Source organism: Achromobacter sp. GW823-FHT04E03, from assembly GCF_058796095.1.
In genome coordinates this window covers 812,947-831,206 of the sequence record NZ_JBXAIJ010000002.1, presented here as the reverse complement: position 1 = coordinate 831,206, position 18,260 = coordinate 812,947, and the positions used below count along the sequence as shown (strand labels likewise).

Annotated in this window: 19 protein-coding genes and 1 riboswitch; of the genes, 10 read left to right on the top strand and 9 right to left on the bottom strand. The window is 67.6% G+C overall.

Annotated features, from left to right (window positions below; genetic code table 11):
• The first annotated feature begins 214 nt into the window (after window positions 1-214).
• On the top strand, window positions 215-1,084 hold the full coding sequence (locus AC1RHV_RS15215) for a universal stress protein (protein WP_054455020.1): 870 nt from the start codon (window positions 215-217) through the stop codon (window positions 1,082-1,084).
• Window positions 1,085-1,144: 60 nt separating this feature from the next.
• Here AC1RHV_RS15215 and AC1RHV_RS15210 read toward each other — a convergent pair whose 3' ends face one another.
• The 4 genes from AC1RHV_RS15210 to AC1RHV_RS15195 all read right to left on the bottom strand — a co-directional run bounded on the left by AC1RHV_RS15210 (window position 1,145) and on the right by AC1RHV_RS15195 (window position 5,290).
• The gene (locus AC1RHV_RS15210; protein WP_119452172.1) at window positions 1,145-2,401 is read right to left on the bottom strand and encodes a muropeptide transporter; all 1,257 of its coding nucleotides are present in this window, start codon (window positions 2,399-2,401) and stop codon (window positions 1,145-1,147) included.
• Between the two features lie 104 nt (window positions 2,402-2,505).
• On the bottom strand, window positions 2,506-3,120 hold the full coding sequence (gene metW / locus AC1RHV_RS15205) for a methionine biosynthesis protein MetW (protein WP_054455023.1): 615 nt from the start codon (window positions 3,118-3,120) through the stop codon (window positions 2,506-2,508).
• A complete protein-coding gene (metX, locus tag AC1RHV_RS15200; RefSeq protein WP_181953334.1) occupies window positions 3,117-4,376 on the bottom strand; it encodes a homoserine O-succinyltransferase MetX in 1,260 nt (419 codons plus the stop codon). The genes metW and metX overlap by 4 nt, the downstream gene beginning before the upstream one ends.
• Window positions 4,366-4,447: riboswitch (SAM riboswitch) on the bottom strand. Its footprint overlaps the gene before it by 11 nt.
• A gap of 87 nt (window positions 4,448-4,534) precedes the next feature.
• Window positions 4,535-5,290 carry a GntR family transcriptional regulator gene (locus AC1RHV_RS15195; protein ID WP_054455025.1) on the bottom strand — a complete coding sequence of 252 codons (756 nt, stop codon included), beginning with the start codon at window positions 5,288-5,290 and terminating at the stop codon, window positions 4,535-4,537.
• 186 nt (window positions 5,291-5,476) lie between these two features.
• On the opposite strand from AC1RHV_RS15195, the gene AC1RHV_RS15190 reads away from it, so the two are divergent.
• The 5 genes from AC1RHV_RS15190 to AC1RHV_RS15170 all read left to right on the top strand — a co-directional run bounded on the left by AC1RHV_RS15190 (window position 5,477) and on the right by AC1RHV_RS15170 (window position 10,153).
• Window positions 5,477-5,758 carry a UxaA family hydrolase gene (locus AC1RHV_RS15190; protein WP_042795507.1) on the top strand — a complete coding sequence of 94 codons (282 nt, stop codon included), beginning with the start codon at window positions 5,477-5,479 and terminating at the stop codon, window positions 5,756-5,758.
• A gap of 27 nt (window positions 5,759-5,785) precedes the next feature.
• On the top strand, window positions 5,786-6,961 hold the full coding sequence (locus tag AC1RHV_RS15185) for a UxaA family hydrolase (RefSeq protein WP_054455027.1): 1,176 nt from the start codon (window positions 5,786-5,788) through the stop codon (window positions 6,959-6,961).
• A 179-nt stretch (window positions 6,962-7,140) separates the two neighbouring features.
• Window positions 7,141-8,151: a Bug family tripartite tricarboxylate transporter substrate binding protein gene (locus AC1RHV_RS15180; RefSeq protein ID WP_175161148.1), complete on the top strand. Its 1,011-nt coding sequence runs from the start codon at window positions 7,141-7,143 to the stop codon at window positions 8,149-8,151.
• A gap of 20 nt (window positions 8,152-8,171) precedes the next feature.
• Entirely contained in the window at window positions 8,172-9,107 is a 936-nt protein-coding gene (locus AC1RHV_RS15175; protein WP_054455031.1) for a hydroxyacid dehydrogenase, read from the top strand.
• 38 nt (window positions 9,108-9,145) lie between these two features.
• Entirely contained in the window at window positions 9,146-10,153 is a 1,008-nt protein-coding gene (locus AC1RHV_RS15170; RefSeq protein ID WP_054455033.1) for an Ldh family oxidoreductase, read from the top strand.
• 1 nt (window position 10,154) lies between these two features.
• Here AC1RHV_RS15170 and AC1RHV_RS15165 read toward each other — a convergent pair whose 3' ends face one another.
• Window positions 10,155-11,051 carry an AEC family transporter gene (locus tag AC1RHV_RS15165; protein WP_054455035.1) on the bottom strand — a complete coding sequence of 299 codons (897 nt, stop codon included), beginning with the start codon at window positions 11,049-11,051 and terminating at the stop codon, window positions 10,155-10,157.
• A gap of 199 nt (window positions 11,052-11,250) precedes the next feature.
• Between AC1RHV_RS15165 and AC1RHV_RS15160 the strand changes: the two genes are divergently transcribed.
• Window positions 11,251-11,490 carry a helix-turn-helix domain-containing protein gene (locus tag AC1RHV_RS15160; protein ID WP_082401106.1) on the top strand — a complete coding sequence of 80 codons (240 nt, stop codon included), beginning with the start codon at window positions 11,251-11,253 and terminating at the stop codon, window positions 11,488-11,490.
• Here the strand turns inward: AC1RHV_RS15160 and AC1RHV_RS15155 are convergent.
• A complete protein-coding gene (locus AC1RHV_RS15155; RefSeq protein ID WP_059377439.1) occupies window positions 11,480-12,019 on the bottom strand; it encodes a hypothetical protein in 540 nt (179 codons plus the stop codon). The genes AC1RHV_RS15160 and AC1RHV_RS15155 overlap by 11 nt on opposite strands.
• Window positions 12,020-12,079: 60 nt before the next feature.
• On the opposite strand from AC1RHV_RS15155, the gene AC1RHV_RS15150 reads away from it, so the two are divergent.
• From AC1RHV_RS15150 to AC1RHV_RS15140, 3 genes are all read left to right on the top strand, one after another.
• The gene (locus tag AC1RHV_RS15150) at window positions 12,080-12,973 is read left to right on the top strand and encodes an alpha/beta hydrolase (RefSeq protein WP_492301226.1); all 894 of its coding nucleotides are present in this window, start codon (window positions 12,080-12,082) and stop codon (window positions 12,971-12,973) included.
• A gap of 32 nt (window positions 12,974-13,005) precedes the next feature.
• The gene (gene gshA / locus AC1RHV_RS15145) at window positions 13,006-14,577 is read left to right on the top strand and encodes a glutamate--cysteine ligase (RefSeq protein ID WP_492301224.1); all 1,572 of its coding nucleotides are present in this window, start codon (window positions 13,006-13,008) and stop codon (window positions 14,575-14,577) included.
• 81 nt (window positions 14,578-14,658) lie between these two features.
• A complete protein-coding gene (locus AC1RHV_RS15140; protein WP_054455046.1) occupies window positions 14,659-15,180 on the top strand; it encodes a lipocalin family protein in 522 nt (173 codons plus the stop codon).
• A gap of 15 nt (window positions 15,181-15,195) precedes the next feature.
• Here the strand turns inward: AC1RHV_RS15140 and AC1RHV_RS15135 are convergent, their stop codons facing one another.
• The 3 genes from AC1RHV_RS15135 to AC1RHV_RS15125 all read right to left on the bottom strand — a co-directional run bounded on the left by AC1RHV_RS15135 (window position 15,196) and on the right by AC1RHV_RS15125 (window position 18,244).
• Window positions 15,196-16,140, bottom strand: coding sequence for a M14 family metallopeptidase (locus tag AC1RHV_RS15135; RefSeq protein WP_119452168.1), 945 nt, complete (start codon window positions 16,138-16,140; stop codon window positions 15,196-15,198).
• Between the two features lie 49 nt (window positions 16,141-16,189).
• Complete coding sequence (locus AC1RHV_RS15130) at window positions 16,190-17,179, bottom strand: Bug family tripartite tricarboxylate transporter substrate binding protein (protein ID WP_492301222.1); 990 nt, start codon at window positions 17,177-17,179, stop codon at window positions 16,190-16,192.
• Window positions 17,180-17,329: 150 nt separating this feature from the next.
• Complete coding sequence (locus tag AC1RHV_RS15125) at window positions 17,330-18,244, bottom strand: LysR family transcriptional regulator (RefSeq protein ID WP_013391216.1); 915 nt, start codon at window positions 18,242-18,244, stop codon at window positions 17,330-17,332.
• Window positions 18,245-18,260: the final 16 nt, after the last annotated feature.

The window sequence follows — 18,260 nt, the reverse complement described above, 5'->3', positions numbered from 1 at the left end:
AGGGAGTTGAACTGGCCCCATTGTATTAAGGCGGCGGGGTAGCGGACGGCCATTGCCTGCGCGCCCGCCATCCCTTACCCTCGACTTTGCGTTGATATCTATCAAGTCCCCTTCCGCGCAGCCGCGCGAGAATGGGGATAAGGCCCGCGAGGGCGGAACGGCTGGAGCGACGCACGCGGGAGTCGGCGGTCCAACCACAACCGGGAGAGAACGTATGACACAGCAAACTGGCCCCATCCTGTTGGCGACCGACCTGAGCGCGCGCGGCGACCGCGCCCTGGACCGCGCGCTGCAGCTGGCCAAGGAACTCAACACCAAGCTCATCGTCCTGCATGTCATGGAATCCCATGCCACGCCGGCTCGCCTGACCACGCCCGTGTGGCGGCGCCTGTCGACGGACCACAAGGCGCTGGCCGAGCGCGAGCTGGCCGAGGACCTGGCCGCCGCCGACGTGGCGACCGAAGTGGTGGTGGTCAGCGGCGATCCGCTGGTCCGCATCATGGAAACCGCCGACAGCTACGGCTGCTCGCTGATCGTCACCGGCACCGCGCGCGATGAAACCCTGGGCCGCCTGCTGCTGGGCACCACGGTCGAAAAGCTGGCCCGCCAGGCACGCCAGCCCGTACTGGTGGTCAAGACCCGTCCGCGCCGGCCCTACCGCGACGTGCTGGTCGCCACGGACTTCTCCGCCGGCTCGCGCCAGGCGCTGCGCGCCGCGCTGCACCTGGTGCCGAACGCGGACCTGACCTTGTTCCACTCCTACGACGTCCCCTTCCAGGGCAAGAACACGCCGGATGACGCCATCACGCGCAGCTTCTACAAGGCGGCCGAGCAGAGCGCCCAGGACTTCATCGCCGAAACGCCCGAACTCGCCCAGGTCGCCGCACCCAAGGTGGTGCTGGAATGCGGCCAGCCGGAAACCGTGCTGTCGGAATACTCCTTCAACCACCGTTCCGATCTGGTCGTGACGGGCACCCATGGCCGCACCGGCATCCTGCGCACCGCCATCGGCAGCGTGGCCGAACGGCTGCTGGAGTCGCTGCCCAGCGACGTGCTGATCGTCAGGTTGCTCGGCGAGGAATAAACCCCGGTCCGGCCATGAAAAAACGGCGCCTCGGCGCCGTTTTTTTCGGACCCGCCGGCTTCAAGCCGGGGCCTGATCGCCCTGCTTCTCCATGGTTTCTATCGTGCCGCGCAGCAGATGCAGCAGCACCAGGCCCGGCAACGCGATGGCCACGGTCAGCAGGAAGAAACCCGGCCAGCCCATGGCTTCCACCAGCGGCGGCGTGAGAGGGCCGGCCAGGTAGGTCCGGCCCACCGCCGACAGCGCCGACAGCAGCGCGAACTGGGTCGCCGAAAACTGCTGGCGGCACAACGCCATAAGCAGGCCAACGAAGGACGCCGTGCCCAGGCCGCCGCACAGGTTCTCGATTCCCACGCCCGCGGCCATCAGCCAGAGGTTCTTGGGACTGACGGCGATCAGCCAGTACGCCAGATTCGACACCGCCTGCAGCAGCCCGAACGCCATCAGCGACCGGTACAGGCCCCAGCGCGACATGAGCGACCCGCCCGCCAGTGCGCCGATGATGGTGGCGGCCAGCCCCAGCACCTTGTTCACCGTACCCACTTCCGTCGGCGTGAAGCCCGCGCCGCGGATCAGGAAGGTGGTGGACAAAGCCCCCGCGAACGCGTCGCCCAGCTTGTACAGCACGATCAGCAGCAACACCGCCAGCGCGCCGCGCCGCGTGAAGAATTCCCGCAAAGGCTCGCCCACGGCCTCGCGCAGCGTACGCGGCGGTCGGGCGACGTGCTCGGGTTCGGGCGCCCAGAAGGTCGCCAACGCGCACAACAGCATCAGCCCGCCCATCAGCACATAGGTGTTGCCCCAGCCTATCCACTGGTCCGCCAGGATCAGCGCCAGCCCGCCCGACACGATCATCGCCAGCCGGTAGCCCATGACCTTGATGGCCGCGCCGGCGCCGCGCTCATCCTTGCGCAGCACGTCCGTGCAATAGGCGTCGAAAGCAATGTCCTGCGTGGCCGACAGAAACGCCACCAGCACGGCCAGCAGAGCCAGCGTCTGCAAGGCGGACGAAGGCGACAAGGCGCCCATCGCCATGATGGCCACGGCCAGCAGCAACTGCGTCAGCAACATCCAGCCGCGCCGCCGCCCCAGCAAGGGCGGCGCATAGCGGTCCACCAAGGGAGCCCACAGGAACTTGAGGGTATAGGCGCTGCCCACCAGGGTCAGGAAACCGATCTGCTGCAGCGGCACGTTTTCCACCGTGGCCCAGGCCTGCAAGGTGCCGCTGGTCAGGGCCAGAGGCAATCCGCTGGCGAATCCCAGGACCAGCAAGGGGGCCACGCGGGGGCTGGTATAGACGTTGGATGCAGCGGTAATGACGGTCTCCTAAAACAACGCGCCAGCGCACCGCTGGCGGCCGCAGGCTTGCGGCATTTTAGGGCCTATGCGCCCGCGCCGCAGGCAGCAGGCGTGTCGGAATGTCAGGGCGACGCGAAGCGGTACACCGCCAGGGTGCTGCGCCAGCTGGGCAGCAGCTTGACCTCGCGTCCTTCGTTGAAGGTGGCGCGTTCCAGGATGGACAGGCGCAATTCGCCGGCCAGCTGCTCGAAGTCGCGCAGCGTGCACAAGTGAATGTTCGGCGTGTTGTACCACTGGTAGGGCATCTGGCCCGTCACCGGCATGCGGCCGCGCAGGATGGCCCAGCCGTGCGGCCAGTAACCGAAGTTGGGAAACGACACCACGCCGTAGCGCGCCACCCGCGCCATTTCGCGCAGGATGTGCTCGGTGCGGTGCATCGATTGCAGGGTCTGCGACAGCACCACGGTATCGAACTGCTTGTCGTCGAACAGCGCCAGCCCGTCTTCCAGGTTCTGCTGGATCACTTCAACGCCGCGCCGCACGCAGGCGATGACGCAGTTGTCGTCCAGTTCCACGCCCGCGCCCCGCACCTGCCGGTGGTCGCGCAGATGCGCCAGCAGCGCGCCGTCGCCGCAGCCCAGGTCCAGGACGCGGCTGCCGGGCTCGATCCAGCTGGCGATGCGCGCCAGGTCGGGCCGCAAGACGCTGTGCGCGGGTCGGGGAGTCACGGGAGTCATGCGGAACGTCCTTCGGTCTGGGCGGCAACGCCGAGCCCGAGCTCGCGCGCGATGCGTTCGTAATAGCCGCGAACCACGGCATGGTAGCGCGCGTCTTCCAGCAGGAAGGCGTCGTGGCCGTGCGGCGCGTCGATCTCGGCGTAGGTCACGGGGCTGGCGTTCTTCAGCAGCGCCCGCACGATTTCGCGCGAACGCTCCGGCGGGAAGCGCCAGTCGGTCGAGAACGACACCAGCAGGAAATCGGCCTTGGCCGGAGCCAGCGCGCGGGCCAAATCGCCGCCGGTGGTGCGCGCCGGGTCGAAGTAGTCCAGCGCGCGCGTAATCAGCAGATAGGTGTTGGCGTCGAAATAACGGGTGAATTTCTCGCCCTGATAGCGCAGGTACGACTCCACCTCGAACTCGACGTCGTAGCCGTAGTGGTACGCGCCGTTCTCGGCCGGCGCGCGCTGGGCGCGGCCGAACTTCTCCGCCATGTCGTCGTCGGACAGGTAGGTGATGTGGCCAAGCATGCGCGCCACCGACAGGCCGCGGCGCGGCACGGTATCCTGCGCGTAGTAGTCGCCGCCGTGGAAATCCGGATCGGTGATGATGGCGCGGCGCGCCACCTCGTTAAAGCCGATGTTCTGCGCCGACAGGCGCGGCGTGCTGGCGATGACCACGCAATTGGCCACGCGGTCGGGCAACGTAATGGCCCAGCTGAGCGCCTGCATGCCGCCCAGCGATCCGCCCATCACGGCGGCGAAACGTTCGATGCCGAAGTGGTCCGCGACCCTGGCCTGCGCCCTTACCCAGTCCTCGACGGTCAGCACCGGAAAAGCGGCGCCCCAGGGCTTGCCGGTTTCCGGATTGATACTGGCCGGGCCGGTCGAGCCGAAGCAGGAGCCCAGGTTGTTGACGCCGATGACGAAGAAGACGTTGGTGTCCACCGCTTTGCCGGGCCCCACCATGTTGTCCCACCACCCCACGTCGCTGGGATTGTCGGCCGCCTGCCCCGCCACGTGGTGCGAAGCGTTCAGCGCGTGGCAGATCAGCACCGCGTTGCTGCGCTGGGCATTGAGCGTGCCGTAGGTTTCGACCGCCAGTTCGTAGGCAGCCAACGACTGGCCGCTCTGCAAGGACAGGGGCTCATCGAAACGGATGAAGGTGGGGGCAACGAGACCGACCGAACCGGGATCAGCGGAAGCGGAAGTCGTGACGGTTGCGGGTACGAACCCGCTGGCCGAATCACCGGCCAAATTTTGGGCAGGAGTGGTCATACGGACCTCTTTAGCTGGATTTATTGGAAGGCGCCCGCAAGCGGATCAGGCAAATCGGCGCCGAAAAATTTTGTACTGCGGCAGGAATTCTAGCACTGCTGACGCGCGCCGCAACGGCGGGCGGCCCATCCGGCCCGCCTGGCGCGCGCGGCGGCCATTCAGGCGCCAGCCTCCCAGGGCTCCTGGCCCAGGTACTCGTAGCGTTCGGTGTTGACGCGCGAGATGCGCCATTCCACCGCCTGCCGCTTGTAGGAAAACGCCACGCGGCGGATCTCCAGCAAGGGGCTGCCTTCGGCCACGCCCAGCGCCCGCGCCTGCGTGCGTTCGGCCACGCAGGTGCGCAGCCGCTCGTCGGTGGCGATCACATTGACGCCGAATACGTCCTGGTACAGCGCATACAGCGTGCTGGCGCGGTCGCGCAGGTGCGCTTCGGTCATGCCCGGAAAGCATGCTTCCGGCAGGCAGATCTCATCCATCATCACCACGTCGCCGTTGAGCGACAACAGGTTGAGGAACTCGAACACCATGGCGCCAGCGGGCAGGTTCAGCTTCTCGCGCGCGATGGCCGAGGCCCGCACGCGGCGAAATCGCAGCAGCTCGGTCGCGGGATAGGACTTGTCGCCGTCCTGCCGCACGATGCGGAAGAACTTGAAGAAATGGTGGTTGCGCGTGTGCACGGCCACAAAGGTGCCGCGGCCCTGATGCCGCACCAGGATGTTCTCCGCAGCCAGTTCGTCGATGGCCTTGCGCAAGGTGCCGATGGAGACACCGAAGCGTTCCGCCAGCAGCTTCTCGGGCGGGATCGCCTCGCCCTGCTTCCATTCGCCCTGCGCCAGCGCGGCCAGCACGGCCTGCTTGACCTGCGCGTACAGAGGACTGCCCAAAGGCACGGTCGAGGACAGGCTGGTGTTCATGGGTGCATCGCAAAAATCAGGAGCCCACAGTGTAGCGGCGGGGACGGAACCTGCTCAAGTCATACAATTCATATATATGATTTAGTTGACACGCATGAAGCGCGGTCCTAAGATTTCCTGGCCGTAGCGATCCGCGCCCTGCCGCCGCACCAGCCGGGCGCCCCCAAGCCCAAGAGAGGAAGACAAATGATTCACGCCGTATTGCACGATGCCAAGGACACGGTGGCGGTCGCCGTCGTGGAAGGAGTCACCGCCGGAACGGAACTGAACGCCTGGATCATGGATGAAGACAAGATCATCCACGTGCGCGCATCGCAGGACATCCCCATCGGACACAAGGTGGCGATGAAGGACATGGCCGTGGGCGACACCGTCTTCAAGTACGGCGTCGACATCGGCCGCGTGGTGGAGCCCATCAAGGCCGGCCAGCACGCCCATGTGCACAACATCAAGACCAAGCGCTGGTAAGCCCCCCACCCCGCACAGGAATCCGCCATGTCCATCATCACCGCCTCGACCACCTTCCAGGGCTACCGCCGCGACAACGGCCGCGTCGGCGTCCGCAACCACGTCATCGTCCTGCCCGTGGACGATATTTCGAATGCCGCAGCCGAAGCCGTGGCCAACAACATCAAGGGCACGATGGCCCTGCCTCATCCCTATGGCCGACTGCAATTCGGCGAGGACCTGGAGCTGCACTTCCGCACCCTGATCGGCACCGGCTGCAATCCCAACGTCGCCGCAGTGGTGGTAATCGGTATCGAGGAAGGCTGGACCAAGCGCGTGGTGGACGGCATCGCCGCCACCGGCAAGCCGGTCATGGGCTTCAGCATCGAACTGCACGGCGACCACGACACCATCATGCGCGCCTCGCGCTGCGCCAAGGAATTCGTGCACTACGCCACGGCCCTGACGCGCAGCGAATGCCCCATCGCCGACCTGTGGGTGTCGACCAAATGCGGCGAATCCGACACCACCTCCGGCTGTGGCGCCAACCCCACCGTGGGCAACGCTTTCGACAAGCTGTACGCGCTGGGCTCCACGCTGGTCTTCGGTGAAACCTCGGAACTCACCGGCGGCGAACACATCGTGGCCGAGCGCTGCGCCAACGACGCGGTGCGCGAGCGCTTCATGTTCATGTTCAACCGCTACCAGGCCATGATCGACCGCTGGAAGACCAGCGACCTGTCCGAATCCCAGCCCACCAAGGGCAACATCGCGGGCGGACTGACCACCATCGAGGAAAAGGCGCTGGGCAACATCCAGAAGATCGGCAAGCAATGCCGCGTGGACGGCGTGATCGACAAGGCCGAGATCCCGGACGGCCCGGGCCTGTGGTTCATGGACTCGTCCTCCGCCGCGGCCGAAATGGTGACCTTGTGCGCGGCCTCGGGCTACGCCGTGCACTTCTTCCCCACCGGCCAGGGCAACGTCATCGGCAACCCGATACTGCCGGTCATCAAGATCTGCGCCAATCCGCGCACGGTGCGCACCATGTCCGAACACATCGACGTGGACACCAGCGGCCTGCTGCAGCGTGAAATCGACCTGAACCAGGCCGGCGACAAGCTGCTGGAATGCATGCTGGCCACCGCCAACGGCCGCTGGACCGCGGCCGAAGCGCTGGGCCACCGCGAATTCGTTCTGACCCGCATCTTCGAAAGCGCTTAATCGCGCCTGTCGTCCCTGGCAACGGCGCGTCCGCAAGCAGGATTGCGGACGCGCCGTCCTGCCGCCAGCATTTCCCCGCAGCATCGTCTCAGAACCACACCAGCAGACCCGGGCGACATCCGCCACGGCAGCACAGGCGGTTGCATTCCTACCCGGGCGTCCCCCAAGGAGGAAGACAGATGAACAGCGAACACGATCACCATCCCGACGCCGCGCAACGCCGGCGCCTGCTTGCCACCCTGGGCGCCGCCGGCCTCTGTGCCCTGGCGCCCTGGCAGCGCGCGCTGGCGCAGAAAGCCTGGCCCGAACGTCCGATCAATTACGTGGTGCCCTTTCCGCCCGGCGGCCTGACCGACGTGGCCGCGCGCCAGGTCGGCAAAGCGCTAAGCGACGCCGAGCGCTGGAACGTGGTAGTGGAAAACAAGCCCGGCGGCAGCGCCAACATCGGCGCCGCCCACGTTTCCCATGCCGCTCCGGACGGCTACACCTGGCTGGCGATCACGCTGTCGCACGCCGCCAACGCGACGCTCTTTGCCGGCAAGGCGGGCTACGACCTGACGCGCGACCTCACGCCGCTGGCCGGCCTGGCGTCCTCGCCCATCATGGTGGTGGTCAACGCCAAGAGCGACATCAAGAGCATGGCCGATCTGGCCAAGGCCGCCCGCTCGAAATCGCTGTCGGCCGGCTCCAGCGGCAACGGCACGCCGCCGCACCTCACCCTGGCGCTGTACCAGAAGCTCACCGGCGTACCGATGATGCACATTCCCTACAAGGGCGGCGCGCCGTCCCTCACCGACCTGATAGGCGGCCACCTGGACGTGGTGTTCTCCAACTATCCGGAATCGCTCTCGCACGTGAAGAACGGCTCGTTGCGGGCGCTGGCCATCACCACCCGCGAACGCAGCGCGGACCTGCCCGACGTGCCCACCGTGAAGGAAGCCGGCCTGCCGGACCTGATCGTCGAGAACTTCACCGGCGTGCTGGCACCCGCGGGCACGCCGCCGGAGCTGGTGCAGCGCATCGGCGACGCCATCGTGCGCCAGGTCTCGCAGCCCGCCATGAAGCAGGCGCTGCTGCAGCTGGGCTTCGTGCCGCAGCCGCGCGGCCCCGCGGAGTTCGGCGCCTACCTGAAGTCCGAGGTCGACCGCTGGGCCAAGATCATCCGCGACGCCAACATCCAGATCGCCTGAGCACCGTGGAGTCCCAACCGATGCATATCCTCATTTCCGAGTTCATGGACGCGCCCGCGGTCGACGCGCTGCGCCAGCGGTTCAAGGTGCGGTACGAGCCCGAACTGGTGGAGCAGCGCGATGCCTTGCTGGCCGCGGCGGCCGACGCCGACGCCCTCATCGTGCGCAACCGCAGCAAGGTCGACGCCGCCCTGCTGCAGGCGGCCCCGCGGCTGCGGGCCGTGGGCCGCCTGGGCGTAGGGCTGGACAACATCGACCTGGACGGTTGCGCCGCGCGCAACATCGCGGTGATACCGGCCACCGGCGCCAACGCGCGCGCTGTCGCCGAGTACGTCGTGGGCGCCATGCTGATGCTGCTGCGCGGCGCCTACGGGTCGACGGCCGAGGTCGCGGCGGGCGCATGGCCGCGCAACGCGCTCTCGCAGGGGTTGGAGGCGCACAACCGCATGCTGGGCATCGTGGGCTTCGGCGGCATAGGCCGGCTGACCGCAAGCCTGGCGCAAGGACTGGGCATGCGCGTGGCCGGCTGCGACGCCGCGCTGCCGCCAGACCATCCCGCGTGGCGGGAGACCGGCGTCACCGCCCTGCCGCTGGACGAGCTGCTGGCCCAGGCCGATGCCATCACCCTGCACCTGCCGCTCACGCCCGGCACGCGGCGGCTGATGGACGCCGGCCGCATCGCGCGCATGCGGCCCGGCGCCGTGTTGATCAACACCTCGCGGGGCGGCATCGTGGACGAGGCCGCGCTGGCGGATGCCCTGCGCACGGGCCATCTGCGCGGCGCGGCGCTGGACGTGTTCGAACAGGAACCCCTGCCCGCCGGCAGCCCGCTGGCGGGCGCGCCCAACCTGATCCTGACGCCGCATATCGCCGGGCTGACGCAGGAAGCCAACACCCGGGTTTCCGACATGGTGGCCGCCGGGGTGACAATGGCGCTTACCGGCGGCGACCGATGAAGCCACACGGCCCGGCGCGCGCCCTTGAAGAGAAGGATATGGCTCACATCTATCTGGACGAACTGCAACTCCTGGCCGCGGCCGGCCTGGCCGCCGCCGGCGCCAACCCGGCCATGGCCGACAGCACGGCGCGTGCGCTGGTCTTCGCCGAAAGCCAGGGACTCAGCTCCCACGGCCTGTCGCGCGTGCCTTTCTATGCCGGACACCTGCGCGCCGGCCGCGCCATCGGTACGGCGGTGCCGCGCATCGTGCATGAGCGCGGCGGCGCCGCGCTGATCGATGCCGGGTCCGGCCTGGCCTTTCCCGCCTGCGCCATGGCGATCGAACAGGCCGGCCTGCGCGCCCGCGAGCATGGCGTAGCCTTCATCGGCGTGGCCAACAGCCACCACTTCGGCGAAGCCGGCTACCACCTGGAAGCCCTGGCCGACCTCGGGCTGGTGGGACTGGCGCTGAGCAACTCGCCCGCCGCCATGCCCGCCTGGGGCGGCAAGCGTCCGTTATTCGGCACCAACCCCATCGCCGCGGTCTTTCCGCGACGCGGCGGCGCGCGCCTGGTGATCGATCTGTCGCTGTCTCAGGTCGCGCGCGGCAAGCTCATGATCGCGGCCCGCGACAACCAGCCCATCCCCCTGGGCTGGGCGCTGGACGCCGACGGCCAGCCGACCACCGATCCCAAGGCCGGCCTGGCGGGCAGCATGCTGCCCGCGGGCGGCGTCAAGGGCGCGATGCTGGCGCTGATCATCGAACTGCTGGCTTGCGCGCTGACCGGCTCGCACTTCGGTTTCGAGACCGAGTCCTTCTTTGTCGACGAAGGCGGCCCGGCGCGGCTGGGCCAGGCCTTCATGGCGATCGACCCCGGCGCCCTGGCGGGCAACAACGCCTATCTGGATCGCGTCGAGGTCCTGGTCGACGCCATGCTGGAAGATGAAGGCGTGCGCCTGCCGGGTGATCGCCGCCGCAAGCTGCGCGACGAAGCGCTCAAGCATGGCGTGGAGATTCCCGATGCGTTGATGGCGCAATTGCGCGCGATGTCGGGCGCGGGGTAGGTCAAACCCCGCGGCTGAACCAAAGTATCACCGGGGCCAGCAACAGGAACGCCACGGTCGACACCAGCACCGCGCCAGCCGCGGTATCGCCCTGCGTCGTGTAGCGCTTGACGTACATGTAGCTCACCACGGCGCAGGGCATGGCCATCTGCAGGCTCAGCGCCCCGGCCAGCACCGGTTCCAGATCCAGCGCCCACACCACCGCCAGCCCCGCGCCCAGGCCCACGGCCAGGCGGATGGCGGCGACCTTGGCGCCGTCGCGCAAGCCGTTGGACGGAATCAAGGCCAGCGCGTGACCCAGGCTCAGCAGCATCAGCGGCACGGTTACCGCGCCCAGCATGCGCGAGGTCTCGATCAGCCATGCGGGCACCGGCACGTGCATGAGACGCAGGGCCACGGCGACCAGCGAAGCCAGCAAAATCGGACTCTTCCAGCTGCCCTTGGTGTTGACGCCCGGCAACAGGCGCACCGCGATGGTGTGCATGACAAAGGAACTGACCGCGAAGAACGCGACCGCCACCGACAGGCCCGCGTCGCCAAAGGCCATCTGCGAAATCGGCAGCCCAAGGTTTCCGGCGTTGGGCAGGAAGGCCGTGGGCAGCAGCGTACGCACGGGCAGCTTCCATGCCTTCAGCAACAACGCGCACACCAGGGCGCACAGCAGCAGCGCCAGCAGGGTCGCCACCGCCACGTCGGCCAGCGCGCGGTCGTCCAGGTGGGTGGTGACGAAAGTGTGGAACACCAGGGCCGGCGTGGTCACCGACGTCACCAGCATGGTGATGAAGGAACCGCCGAACGGCAGGTCCCGCTTGCCCCAATACACCCCTATGCCCGCGCAAAAGAGCAAAGGCAGCATCAGCACGATCGATGAAAAATAGAACTGCACGACGGCAGACATGCGCTTATTCCGTTAGAGATAAGAGGTTTGATGCATGAAGGCATCATCGCTTGCCGGGCAACGCGCCCGGGCGGCAGCATGGAGCAACTCGTCAATCGCCGGGCTTCTGCCCCCAACCGCCATGTCAGCCACCGCACATTCCGCCACGCCCCCGCATCTGGCCACACACGTGGCCACAAACCCGGCCGCGAATCCCACCTTGAACGCCGCGTCTGGTCCGGCCCGGCCCATCAAACCCCTGTCGGAACGCCAGGCCAGCTGCCTGCACTGGGCCGCCATGGGCAAGACCAGCTGGGAAACCGCCCGCATTCTGGGCGTCAGCGAAAGCACGGTGAATTTCCATCTGTGCAACGCGTGCGAAAAGCTCGGCGTGCGCGGCCGCCGCGCCGCAGTGGTCGCGGCATTGAGACTGGGCCTGATCGCGCCCGTCACGGCTTGATGACAACGGAACGCAGGAACTCATGCGCCCGCTCGGCCGGCAGGCTTTCCACGGTGCCGGCTGCCACGGCCTCGATCAACATGGTGTCGGTCACCCAGACCCTGGCGCGCAGCCAGCCCGGCTTGCCCATGGCCTTGCCCTGGACCTCGATGTCCTGCCCGTAGGCAGGCCATTCATTGGGCGGCGGCGATTGCATGTTGGCGTAGAGCGAATGCATCAGCGCCATGCCCAGCGCCTGCCTGGCGGCCGGATCCTTCGCGATGTCGGGCGGCAGCGGCGCCGATCCCACGGCGAAGACCGCCTCGCCCACGGTGGCGCTGGCCAGGGTAAAACGCAAGGTATGGGTATCCAGCTTCAGGTCGCGGGTGTCGGTCGTGACCCGGTCCGGAAACGCGGCGCGCGCGTGGCCGTCGGCCACGTCGACTTCGCGCCAGTTGTAACTGGGCGAGCAGGCCGTGATCAGCAGGGCCAGCGCGACAATTGCGCCGGCTTTCTTGAACATGAAACGAAACAGCGATGAAATCGTCATTACCCGAGGACCTGGACTGTCTATTCATTTCGAGGAAGCCAGAAATTGTCGCCGATTTCGATGACCCCCGCGCCCGACGGCACGCCACTGGCCAACTATGTGTGGCCAGCCGCGCCCAACGTGCCCCCGCCGATCGCCGGCCTGGGCACCCCCAGTATCTACCTGCTGCACGGACTTAGCGAGCATGCCGGGCGCTATGACCGCCTGGCGCGCTGGCTGACCGCACGCGGCTGGACGGTGGGCGCCCATGACCACCGCGGCCATGGCCGCTCCGGCGGGCGGCCCGCCACCCTGAACCATGAGGACGATCTGGTCGTCGATGCGGTCGACCGCCTGCGGGCCTGGACCGCGGCCCATGGACGCCCGCCCATCCTGCTGGGCCACAGCCTGGGCGCGCTGGTCGCGGTGCGGATCGCCCTGCGCCGCCTGGCCGAGATCGACGGCCTGGTGCTCAGTTCGCCGCCGTTCGTGGTGCACGTGCCGCCGTGGGTGCGGCGCACCCTGACCTGGATGTCGCTGCATGCGCCCGACCTGCGCGTGCCCCACGGCCTGGCGCCCGCCCGCATTTCCCACGACCCGGCCGTGGTCAAGGCCTACCGCAGCGATCCGCTGGTGCGGCGCCAAATGACGGGACGCCTGGCGCGCTTCGTAGACGAAGGCGGCCGCGAGTCCCTGCGTGAAGCCCCGCTGCTGGCCTGCCGCACCCTGCTGATGGTGGCGGGCGACGATTCCATCGTCGCTGCCGAAGGCAGCCGCCAGTTCGCCCAGCGCGCACCCGCCGAACTGCTGACGCTGCGCTGGTACGACACCGCCTGGCACGAGATTTTCAATGAAACCGCCCCCATCGCCGACCCGGTCTACACAGACCTGGACGAGTGGCTGGCGCGCACCGCTCAGGCATTGTCCCTGTCCCCAGTATTGACTCCCTCGGCACAGGAGGCCGGCACCCCGTAAAATCCGGCGACAGACCCAAACGAGAAGAACCCGTGACTGATACTGCCGCCAACCGCCTCTCCCGCCTGGAGGCCAACCGATCGCTGCTGACCCAGACCCTGCGGGGCATCGAAAAGGAAGGCCTGCGCGTGGACGAACAGGGTGTCCTGTCCCGCAAGCCGCACCCCGCCGGCCTGGGATCGGCGCTGACCAACGAACACGTCACCACCGACTACTCCGAATCCCTGCTTGAACTCATCACAGGCACGCACAAGGACGTCGACGCGCTGCTGGCCGAACTGACCAACACCCATCGCCACGTCTACAGCGTGCTGGACCATGAACTGATCTGGAATCAGTCCATGCCCGCCACGCTGCCGCCCGAAGCCGACATCCCCATCGCCTGGTACGGCAAGTCCAACACCGGCATGCTCAAGCACGTGTACCGCCGCGGCCTGGCCGTGCGCTACGGCAAGACCATGCAATGCATCGCCGGCGTGCACTACAACTTCTCGCTGGCCGAAGACCTGTGGTCCGTGCTGGACACGCAGCCGGGTAGCCCCCAGGACCGCCGTTCGCGCGGCTACATCGGCCTGATCCGCAATTTCACGCGCTATTCCTGGCTGCTGATGTACCTGTTCGGCGCCGCCCCGGCCTTGTCCAGCGACTTCCTGCGCGGGCGCGAACATCCGCTGAAAAAGCTGGATGACAGCACGCTGTACCTGCCCTACGCCACCAGCCTGCGCATGAGCGACCTGGGTTACCAGAACAAGGCGCAGTCGCAGCTCAAGCTCTGCTACAACGACCTGGACACGTTCCTGGGCCGCTTGTACGACGCCGTCAGCCAGCCCTGGCCCGACTACCAGAAGATCGGCACGCACCGCGACGGCGAATGGATCCAGCTCAACACCAACGTGCTGCAGATCGAAAACGAGTACTACTCGAGCATCCGCCCCAAGCGCGCCACCGGCCGCTGCGAACGCCCGATCACGGCGCTGGCAGAACGCGGCGTGCAGTACGTTGAAGTGCGCTGCCTGGATATCGACCCGAACTCGCCGGTCGGCATCGACGCCAGCACCAGCCGCTTCGTCGACGCCTTCCTGCTGTTCTGCACCGCGTCCGACAGCCCCTTCTTCCCCGCCAACGGCTACTGTCAGCGCAGCGCCGACAACTTCTCGACCGTGGTCAAGGAAGGTCGCAAGCCCGGCCTCATGCTGGATCGCGAAGGCCAGCCCATCGGGCTGGCGCAATGGGGCCACGAACTGCTGGACCAGATCGCGCCCTACGCCGCGCTGTTCGACTCGGCCATGGGCGGCAGCGCCTATGCCGAGGCCCTGGCGGCCCAGCGCGCCAAGCTCGATCAGCCCGACTCCACGCCGTCGGCGCGCCTGCTGGCTTCGCTGACCGACAGCGGCCTGTCGTTCCATGACTATTCGCTGGACCTCAGCCGCAAGCATGCCGACGCGCTGCGCGCCCAAGCCTTGCCCGCCGAGCTGGCGGCAGCCTATGAACAGGCCGCCGCGCAGTCCACGGCGGAACAGCTGCGCCTGGAGCAATCGGACACCGAGGATTTCGATACCTATGTGGCCCGCTACCACGCCGCGCTGAAGGCCCCGCGCAAATAAGGCGTATCGTTAGGGTTTTGATCCGCGCCGCCGGCCCTCCGGCCGGCGCGGACCGCTCTGTCACATCAGGAGGTTTCCCCCATGCGCCGCACCGCAACATTCCTGTTGGCCTTGGCCACCAGCGTGGCGGGGATAGTCCATGCCGCGCCGCCGCCCATGCAAACCGTGGAATCGGTGGACCTGAAGCGTTACGCCGGCATGTGGTACGAAATCGCGAATTTCCCCATGTTCTTCCAACGCGACTGCGTGGGAGACACTACCGCCGAATACACCGCACATGCCGACGGCACGGTCGGCGTGAACAACCGCTGCCGCACCAAGGATGGCGACATCGATTCGGCCTCGGGCACCGCCACCGTGGTGGAAGGCAGCAACAACGCCAAGCTCGAAGTTTCGTTCTTCAAGCCGTTCAAGGGCGATTACTGGGTGATCGGCCTGGACCCCGAATACCGCTGGTCGGTGGTCGGCACCCCGGACCGGAAATACCTGTGGATCCTGTCGCGCTCGCCGCAGTTGCCCAAGGAAGAACTGGACAAGGCCCTGGATGCGGCCAAGGCCCAAGGCTATCAGCTGGATGAATTGCGGTTCACGCCGCAGAAATAAGACGCGCCGCAGCGCTTAACCGGCGTAGTCCCGCGCCAGCCGCACCACCGTCACGCCCGGCTTCAGCTGGCGCAAGGACGGCATGACCAGCGTGCACTGATCGTACGGCGTCACGATGGGTTGGCCGTCGGCCCAGCCTATCGTCGATCCGGCGTGCTCGAACGTTTCCAACCCGGTCCAGGGCTGCGAGAAGCGCAAGTCCATGGATGGCGCGACCACCGCGTCCGTCACTTCCAGCACGCGCTGGTTTTCGGCATCCGGCAACAGCCAGCCCGCCGGCACGTCCGCCGCATCCGCCACGCCCGACTCCAGCAGCATGCGCGCCACCATGTCGCGCGCCACGTCGCGCGCAGCCAGCTCGCCATGGAAACCGCATTCGATCAGCAAGGCGCAGGCGTCTTCTCGGGCGGGATCGCCGAACTGGCCGAAGTCGCGCATGCGCACGCCGTCCTTATGCCCCGCGTCCACGATCACGTGCTGCGGCGCCTTCAAGCGGCGCGCCAGCGCAATGTTGCGCGGCAGGACGCCGGTCAGCAGCAAGGGCGCGCCCGGCTCATGCATGGAATGCAGATCCAGCAGCCAGTCCGCGCGCTCCACCCAGGGACGCAGCTCGGCGCCGCGCCGGCGGTCCGGCGTCGTGGGATTGTCCAGGCGTTCGGCACTCCAGACGCGGTTCATGTCTTCGGCGACGAAGCGCGAGGCGTCGTGGTTGGCGTGGTCGAAGCGGTCGAACGCATCCAGATTGCAGAATGCCAGCGTCAGGCTGCCGCGGCGCGGCCGCACGCCCGCCGCCAGCAGGTCCTTCAAGGCCCAGGCGCCGCACAGCTCGTTGCCGTGCACCAGCGCGGACACCATCAACGCGCGCCCCGGAAGGCCTGAATCGAAATGCCACACGCCAGGGGTGCCGGTATTGCCGGCGCGCTCGGCGCTCAGGTCGGGTACGGGAAGCTTGAATTCCATGGATGTCGTCCGCTGCGGTACTAGGGTGTTGCGATGATCCGGTTTCGGATCACTGGGCTTCGATCTTGGCGGCCTTGACCAGCGCGCCGTATTTCCTGGTTTCCTCGGCCTGATAGGCCGCCGGGTCCAGGCCCGGTTGCGACAGCACGCCGCCGGCTTCCTGCATCTTGGCGCGGAACTGCTCCGACTTCAGCGTTTCGGCCAGCGCGCTGCGCAGCTTGGCGGCCACCGGCTCCGGCAAGCCGGCCGGGCCATAGAGCGCGAACCAGACGCTGATGTCTACGGACTCGAACCCCGGGGTTTCGGCCAGGGCCGGCAGATCCGGCGCCACCGGCGAACGCTTCTTCTCGGTCACGCCCAGCGCCACGATCTTGTCGGCGCGCACTTGCGGCAGGCCCGAGGACAGCACCAGCATGCCGTAATCCAGTTGACCGCTCATCAAGTCCGTCACCAGCGGCGCCACGCCGCGGTACGGCACGTGCTCGGCGCGCGTGCCGGTCGACTGGTTGATCATCTCGCCGGCCAGGTGCAGGGTCGTGCCCACGCCGGAAGAACCGTAGTTGAAGCTGTCGGGCGCGGAGGCGCGCAGCTTCTGCAGGTATTCGGCGGCGGTCTTCACGCCGGAATTCTTGCTGGCGGCCAGCAGCATGGGCTGCGAGGCGATCACGCCCAGCGGCGAAAAGTCCTTCACGCTGTCGTACTTGACCGCGTTGTTGATCATGCTGGCGATGACCATCTCATTGGTCGAGCCCAGCAGCAGCGTGTAGCCGTCGGGCGCGGCGCGCGCCACGCGCTGCGCGCCGATGGTGCCGCCGGCGCCGCCCACGTTCTCGACCACCACGCTCTGGCCCAGGCGCTTGGCCAGTTCTTCGCCAAACAGGCGCGCGGTCAGGTCCACGCTGCCGCCCGCCGGGTAGCCGACCACCAGAGAAATGGCGCGTTCGGGATACTCGGCGTGGGCGGAAGGCGCCGCGGCCAGCGCCGAGACGGCACAGATAGCGGCTAGCGCGCCGCGCAATGGATGCAGGACGGATTTCATGTTTTCTCCCTGGGGTGCTGAGGCGGACGGCGGCGCCGTCTCATTTAATGTTTCGGGAGCTATTCTCGGGCGTACACCATGGATATTTCGTGCTGAATCGACACATGGCCGTGCGGATTCGGCACACGCCGGACGCGCGGCTGACGGATTTCACGCCTTGCGACTGGCGGTCGCTTCCCAGGCCGCTTCGGCCAGGTCCGCCAGGCGCGCCCGCGAACGGTACAGCCGCACCTCGAACGAGATTTCCTCGCTACGGCCGCCCAGGGCTGCCAGCGCGCCGCGGCGGCAGTCCGCCGCCACCATGGACCACGGCAGCCAAGCCACGCCCAGCCCCTTGGCGACCGCGCCATGCGCCGCGTCCAGCGAGTCGCTGCGCAAGAATGGCGCCAGGGCGTACGGCGTGGCCTCCAGGCGGTCGCCCACAATGCGTTCCATCGCGAGGCCGCCCGCATAGGTGATCAAGGGCACGGACGGACCGCCTTCCTGCAGCACGTAACGGGGCCGGCCGCGGGAATCCGCCTGGCTGACGGGCACGAGCTTGTCTGTGCCCAGGGTCATGTAACGGTAGCGCCCCGGGCTCAGCTGCACCGACAGGGCCGGATGCTCGTAGCAGCACAGCAGGTCCACCCGGCCCTGCTCCAGCCGCGCCGCCATGTCCTGCATCATGCCGGTGGACAATTCGACCTGCGTGCCCTCGGTCAACACCTTGGGCGTGCGGTGGCGCAGGCGCGCGATCCAGTCGGCCACCAACGTGCGGGCCAGGCTGCGGCCGGTGGCGATGCGGAGCACCGCCTCCCCGCCTGCGCCGAAACTGCGGATGCGATGGCGCACCTGCCCCATCTGCTCCACCACCTGCGTCGCGGTCTTGAGCAAGGCCTCGCCTTCGGCGGTCAGGACCACCGGCAGGCGCTGGCGTTCGATCAACGGCGCGCCGGCCCAGGCCTCCAGCGCGCGGATGCGTCGGCCGAACGCCGGATGAGTGACGTGGCGCAGCTCGGCCGCGCGCACGAAGCTGCCGGTCTGCGCCAGGGCAATCAGGTCTTCAAGGAGTTTCAGGTCGGCCATGGACGTCAAGCTTACG